Genomic DNA, 6,848 nt, shown 5'->3' with positions numbered 1-6,848 from the left:
AGGGAATTCTTTATGTTCCGTCTGCAGGCGGGGAGGCTGTTTCTTAAATCTTTTTCCTTCGAAAAGAGCGTATTTCTGCTCTTTTTGCCAGTTTTGATAGTTAGAGCGGAAGCTCTTTACTTTGCCGAAAGCAGAAGCAATCGCGCTTCTGCGAAAGTAAGACGGAAATTTGTAAAAACGTTCGTTAAACTCTTTGTATTTTGGAAGAGGGTTTGATTTGGTTGCGTGAATCAGTTTTTCCACCGCAGGTACAATCGATTTTGTTGTCAGGTTGTCAGTATGATCAAACTCTTTGTCGATCACCTGGATGATGAAGGACAGGGCATCATTGTAAAGATCCAGCGTATTATTGAAGATTTCGGTGTGGTTTGTAATTTTGTGCAGCAGCGACTTCGCAACTTTCATTCTCAAACCCTCCTTTCCATTTTTTAGTCCTTAAGATATATTGATCGTATCAAAATGGAAATAAATTGTAAAATGAAAAGAGAATCAATATGAGTGATGATAAGTAAGAAGCGGCATGCGATGTCATAAAAAATACATAGAATAAGAAGAATCAAGACCTTAGCGCCTAACCCCCACTAAATCGGAGATTTTGAAGGGGGTTAGGCGCTAATTTTTTGTTCAAAAGGTAGGGAAGTCGTGATCAGTTTTGCTTTAAAAACCTATCAATAGCTAGGAATTTTCAGGCTTTAAAGATTTAAATTTTTTGCAGTTAAAAACCCATTCGACAGTTATCGAATTCAGTTTTTTGTGTCCATTGTTGAACTGAACAGCCGTTTATAGAAACCGACGTAGCCAGCATGAATAGGGCGACCTAAGCGCATAAAAAAGACAAAATGGTCTCGATTAGAAATCCAAGCACCATTTTGTCTGCTGTCTAAAAGCACCTTATTACCAAGGTGCTTTTTTTCTTTTCATTTATCCAATGGCTAGTCGGTATGCTTTGACAATAATTCCGTCACCGGCAGGCTCAAAGTCGAATTCTGGCATTCGTACAAAGCCCATACGTTCATAAAGCCGCATTGCGGATTTCATAAAATCTGCGGTATGTAAGCCAATGTACCGTGAACCCTTTGATTTTGCTTGGTAAAAGCATTCTTTTATTAATGCCTCTGCAACACCCTTATGCCGTGATTGTGGTGTGACTGCCAGCATTCTTATTTCAGGATAATCCATCATATCGGAAAGCCCTTTGTAGGCATCTGATTTCGCCGGGAATAATACAACACTGCCGGCTATCTTTCCATCTAATTCAGCAACTAGAAGTTCGACACCGGTCTGTTCATCAGCATCTGACATGATGGCTTTTCTTAGAACATCCCAATGTCCTTCAGGAATGCTCTGCGCATACTCTTCGTATGCCTGTAGCCTCTGTTCTCGAACCATTTCTATCTCATCGCTTAAAGCTTTACGAACTTGTACCATCTAATCAACTCCTCTTTATACTTGTATCTATTATTAAAACCATAGATCCATTATTGAACGTAACGGCTCCATTAGTTTAAAAAACGGAAACTATACAATCAATTGTGACCTTTAACAGAGAATAGATAAAAAATTAGTATGGATACATTAGGTCTTTTAAAGATGGTTTCAGTGTGCTATTTGTTAGTTAGAACTTTTCGTTTTTGTGTGTATTCTTCTTCGCTAATTTCACCTTTGACAAACCGTTCTTTTAGCAACATGAGGGGACGATCTGTTACGCTGCTTTTACTCATTAGACGGCGAGCAATTGTATAAATAATTGTCCCAATTATGGCAGCCAAGAGAAGCAGTCCTACTAACATTAGAATGCACATCCACATCATAGAGCTGTCCATCATCCCACCCATCATGCCATTCGTTCCGCCCATCATTCCATCCATCATTTCAACCAGCTCCTAATTTGTTTAGCTTGTTATTGCTTTTTTTGAGGTGTTACAGCAATCTAGTTACGCAGATTACAGAAAAGTTTGTCATGCTTTGTTCACATCAATGGATAATCACTACTGCCTTATGCTTCAAGACTTTTTTGTTCATTGTTAATCCTTTTTTCTTCCTTGATAAATTGAACTTCTTCTGTGAGGAGACGGTTCTTTTCAGTTAAATTATCCACTAGGAGTTTAAGCTCCTGTAATTCTGTCGCTGAAGGCTGTTGTTGATCTGAGTGGGAGTGTTTGTGTCCCCTAAACATACCTTTCATACAAAACAACATCATTAATGGGCATAAAAGAAGAGCTACGATTTGTATCCAAGCCATTTTTGTTCACTCCTTGTTATAGTCATAAGCCAAGTATAGATAATAAATGTGGGGAAACTTTGAAGAAATTAAAAATTCACTAAATAATTTTTAAAAATGATGTGATACTTTGTTATACCTTTTGGGAATAAGGACTGCCAGAAAAAAACAATGACAAAGAAAAAATCCGGCGGGCTCCTAAAAAGGAACCGCCGGATTTTCTTCATTTAGGGAATTTTGAGAAAATCCCTATTTTGACTTTTATTTAAACATTATTCAGCCGGTGATAATTCACTTTCCGTTACCCATTTATGGTTTTTAACTTCTTCTCCACCAGTAGTTGGAGTGAAATCAACCATATAAACAGTTGTTTGTTCGGCTGAATCAATTTCAACTGTTGCACCGTTCATACCTTCCATATGTTCTGCATTTACTTTAACTTCAGTTCCGGGTTCTAAAGGTGCCTCACCAGCATCCTGCAACTCTTCATGGATAACCCACTTATGGTCTTCCACTCTTTCTCCACCAGTAGTTGGAGTGTACGAAATAGTATAAACTGTCGTATCATATGCACCCGCGATCGTTGCCTCAGCACCGTTCATACCTTCCATGTGATCAGCTGTAATAACTGCTTTACTTCCTACAGCATAAGTTGGATCTTCTGCTGTTTTCAAACCTTCAGGAACTTCTCCCGAGGAAGACATGTCCATATTGCTATGATCCATGCCTTCCATATTTTCATCCATGCCTTCCATGTCTTCCATATTTTCATCCATGTTCTCAGTTGTTTCTGTATTCTCCGTATTCTCTGTGTTCTCTGTAGTTTCAGTGTTCTCCGTTTCTTCATCATTTGCATTGCCACAGGCCGCTAATACTAAGAAAAGGGATGCAAATAGCACTGCCAAAAATGATTTTCTTGTTCCTTTTTTTATCATGTAAAACAACTCCTTCTTTGGTAATAACCCTAGTATAACCAGAAAATGTGCAGAAATTATGGAGTAAGCTCAAAGAGGCTGGCCTTACAGCCAGCTTTTTTATTTAGCCTTCTTACGGCGAAACATTTTTCATGTTTCTTACATGCTCTTTATTATCAATAGTTATATAAAAAGCGATCAAAATAAAGAAAGGACTAGTGTTTATACATTATAAATTATGTGCAAAATTCAAAAAATAATATAAATATAATGTTAAATTATTAACAAGCACGCATCTCTTCACATTGATGTACTAACTTTCAGAGTTTTCGCCGCTTTTTTAATAACGGGCATACCAATCAGGATCGTAGCCGTCTCTGTTTGATCATAAATGTCACGCAGCTGCTCTAAGTGCTGTAGTTTCAGTCGATCCATTTCATTCACAATAATCCGTATAATGCCTTTTAATGTATTGAAAGTATGGATTTCTTCTTTCTCCATGACAGTAATAAGATATACGTCCTTCAGGTTATGAACGGTTCAATAACTATGTCACCCGGTTTAACAAGCTGTAAATTCATAGAACATTAGGCTATGTGCTTGAATACAAGAAGCAGTCCCTTAACAGTGTTGTCTCTTTTAATATGAGCAACCTAAAATTAAATGGTGAAGAATTAAGGTGTTTAAACAACCATTTAGGAGGTATAAAACTATGGGAAATAATTTAAAGGAGGAAGGTAAAATGGCCGGCAAAATTTTAAAAACTTCAGGGTTAAGTTTAGCGGCGATTGGACTTGCTTTTTCAGCAGGGGGAGTTTCTGCAGATGCCCATAGTTACGGAGTTAGTTCACAAAACACTGCCCAAGCTCAAGAGGAATCGAAAGTTGGGAAAAATCTAGATCATATTGAGAAAAAAGTGAAAACTGTTAAATCTAAAATAGAGGAAATTGAGGCATCTCTTGAGGAAGCGCCTTTAACGGCTAAAGAAGTTCATATCTATCAGGAATATCAAGAGGAAATTGATTCTTTACTGAGTCGTTTAAATGCTGCGGAAAACCAACTAGGTGCAAAAACTAAAAACTTGAAAGAAGCCTCTCCAAGCGCTGAAGAGGTTAAAGTATTGATCAAGGACGTGCGTATCAGCATTTTAGAGGTAGAGGAAACCATTCAGTCTGTTTTAGCTGAGACCATGTCAAGTTCTGGTGAAATTCCTGATGGACTGCAAGAAGCAGAGAACCCAGCCTATGAAATTGGCAGTAAGGCCATAATTGAAGCAGATCATATGCCAGGCATGAAAGGTGCGGTAGCGACCATTGTAGGAGCCTATGATACTACTGCTTACTCTGTTACGTATTATCCCACAACTGGCGAAGAGCCGGTGAAAGATCATAAATGGGTCATTCATGAGGAATTAGAAAACGCTGGGGAAGAGCCTCTTGAACCTGGTGCAGAAGTTACCCTTAACGCGGATCATATGGAAGGAATGGACGGAGCAACCGCTGTAATTGAATCCGCGGTAGATACTACAGTCTATATGGTTGACTTTATTACTACAACTGGTGAAAAAGTAGAGAATCATAAATGGCTCGTTGAAAGTGAACTATCACCAGTTGAATAAGAGATAGAATTTATATAGTAAAAACAATGTTTCATGCTTACCTTGGGATTGGAAAATAAGTATTCAAATATTTAATTAAAAAGAAACACCCAGGAGAATCTTGGGTGTTTTTATCATTAATATATAAGAGAAAGTTGGTACAACTGGGAGAAAATAGCCTTTTCTCTATTGATAAAATCATTTAACAGAAACAAATATTAAAATAAAAATAACTCAAAGGGTAATAAATCCTTACTATCTTTACTCATCATATATCTTTGACATAACACCTGCTTTTTTCTCGCATTTTTAGGGGAGTCAAGTTCTTTCCCAATGATATACTTCCTTTAGAATTTCAGCGGCAATATCCTGCACACTTTCCCTATCTGTTCTCATTTATCTCGTAGCCATTCCCTAATATCGACTGATAGAGAAACCAATAGCAGTTCTTCCTGGAATTCAATGCTAAGTATGTTATATTCCGGAATGGAAGGAGAAGAAAAGTGCTGGTATACCGCTTCTTTGGCTTTTTTATTGTAGTATTGCCGCTGGGAGATGTCTTCCCGAATTTTCTTTTGTGCAGCTCGCTAAATTCTTTCAATAGCCTGAGGGCTCGACCTTGAGAGCAGCCAAATTATCCCTAACCATACTTTGGCTATTAGGCATATTTGAAGCGAAAGTGATGTAGGAGACTGGATTTTGATTACAAGAAAGGAAACAGAAAATTATACAAAAGTGTTTCGAATCTCTTACAATTTGGTTAAAGAGGTTATTCAACATTTATCACGAAAAACGAGTATGATAAATGATTGATAATGTTATTGTAGATTACTATTATTGTTACGCAATGGTTATCCTTAGGGCAGCAGTTAACGGTCAGTAAAGAGAACTCATTTTAGTTTAGAGGGAGAAGGGAACATGTTTAAAATTAGTTCGAAGGATCTTGGAATTGACTTGGGAACATCAAACACACTTGTTTATGTAAAGGGAAAAGGTATTGTGCTTCGAGAGCCCTCTGTTGTAGCGATTCAAACAGAATCTAATAAATTTCTTAGCATCGGACATGCCGCGAAAGAGGTGCTCGGACGTGCTCCTAAAAGTGTGGCGGTTGTTCATCCTCTGAAGGATGGGGTTATTGCCGATTATGCCTCTACGACAGCTATGATAAAACATTTTCTAACGGAATCTAATAAAAAAAGCCTGATAGGCGGCAAGCCTTTTGTGATGATTTGTGTGCCTTCTAGCATTACAGCGGTTGAACAGCGCGCTGTTACTGATGCAGCTAGAGAAGCGGGAGCGAGGGATGCTTATGTAATAGAAGAGGCATTGGCAGCAGCCATTGGCGCAGGTTTACCAGTCCGGGAACCAACTGGAAGCATGGTGGTGGATATTGGCGGCGGTACAACGGAGGCAGCAGTTATTTCTTTAGGGGGAATTGTGACCAGCAACACAATACGGGTAGCCGGGGAGGAGATGGACAAAGCAATTATTAACTATGCCCGGAAGCAGTACAATTTGATGATAGGGGAGCGCACAGCGGAAAGTATAAAGATTGAAATTGGTTCTGCTGGAGATTTAAAAGATGAAATAAAAAAAGCCGTGCGGGGACGAGATATGGTCACCGGGCTCCCAAAGACGATTGAAATCTCAAGTTCTGAAACTTCTGATGTATTAAGTGACTGTGTGAATGCCATTGTGGATACAGTTAGGCTAACCTTAGAAGAAACGCCGCCGGAACTAGCAGCTGACATTATAGAAAGAGGTATAACGTTAACGGGAGGCGGAGCCTTGTTAAAAAATTTAGATAATGAATTAAATAAAAAAACAGGTATTCCGGTTTTTATTGCTCAGGATCCGCTTGATTGTGTCGCGTTGGGAATAGGAAAAGCTTTAGATCAAATTCAGTTGTTTAAATCCAACGGCTAATAACTAGTCCCAGGTCACATGTATACCAGCAAAAAGTAATAGGTGCTGAAAAATTAGATGGGACGGTAAACTGTATGGCTCCTTTCACATAGTTTTTGAAGCAGTTTTTTCACTTTTTTACTAAGAAATAGGAAACACGTAATTGCACTGACAAATACAAAATAAAAGAACTGACTTAGCTGAGTCAGTT

7 protein-coding genes and 1 pseudogene are annotated in these 6,848 nt (G+C 38.4%); 2 read left to right on the top strand and 6 right to left on the bottom strand.

The genetic code is table 11. The annotated features are described in order from the left end of the window. The 6 genes and pseudogenes from VP97_RS19960 to VP97_RS24985 form a co-directional block, all read right to left on the bottom strand. Positions 1–405: pseudogene (locus tag VP97_RS19960) on the bottom strand (RNA-guided endonuclease TnpB family protein); the annotation flags it as partial. Positions 406–921: 516 nt separating this feature from the next. After that, positions 922–1,428, bottom strand: a complete 507-nt coding sequence (locus tag VP97_RS19955; RefSeq protein WP_050183917.1) for a GNAT family N-acetyltransferase — start codon at positions 1,426–1,428, stop codon at positions 922–924. A 176-nt stretch (positions 1,429–1,604) separates the two neighbouring features. Continuing rightward, positions 1,605–1,871: an SHOCT domain-containing protein gene (locus VP97_RS19950; protein WP_050183916.1), complete on the bottom strand. Its 267-nt coding sequence runs from the start codon at positions 1,869–1,871 to the stop codon at positions 1,605–1,607. A gap of 125 nt (positions 1,872–1,996) precedes the next feature. After that, the gene (locus VP97_RS19945) at positions 1,997–2,242 is read right to left on the bottom strand and encodes a DUF2933 domain-containing protein (RefSeq protein WP_050183915.1); all 246 of its coding nucleotides are present in this window, start codon (positions 2,240–2,242) and stop codon (positions 1,997–1,999) included. Positions 2,243–2,493: 251 nt separating this feature from the next. After that, positions 2,494–3,156, bottom strand: coding sequence for a YdhK family protein (locus tag VP97_RS19940; protein WP_050183914.1), 663 nt, complete (start codon positions 3,154–3,156; stop codon positions 2,494–2,496). 279 nt (positions 3,157–3,435) lie between these two features. Next, positions 3,436–3,636: an AAA family ATPase gene (locus VP97_RS24985; protein WP_050183913.1), complete on the bottom strand. Its 201-nt coding sequence runs from the start codon at positions 3,634–3,636 to the stop codon at positions 3,436–3,438. Between the two features lie 631 nt (positions 3,637–4,267). Here VP97_RS24985 and VP97_RS24065 point away from each other — a divergent pair. Further along, a complete protein-coding gene (locus VP97_RS24065; protein WP_050183918.1) occupies positions 4,268–4,753 on the top strand; it encodes a YdhK family protein in 486 nt (161 codons plus the stop codon). An 897-nt stretch (positions 4,754–5,650) separates the two neighbouring features. Next, entirely contained in the window at positions 5,651–6,658 is a 1,008-nt protein-coding gene (locus tag VP97_RS19925) for a rod shape-determining protein (protein WP_050183912.1), read from the top strand. Positions 6,659–6,848: the final 190 nt, after the last annotated feature.

Origin of the sequence: Domibacillus robiginosus, assembly GCF_000966195.1 — a bacterium.
GTDB lineage: Bacteria > Bacillota > Bacilli > Bacillales > Domibacillaceae > Domibacillus > Domibacillus robiginosus.
The sequence above is the reverse complement of the archived record's forward strand: the minus strand, read 5'-3'. Positions and strand labels throughout refer to the sequence as shown.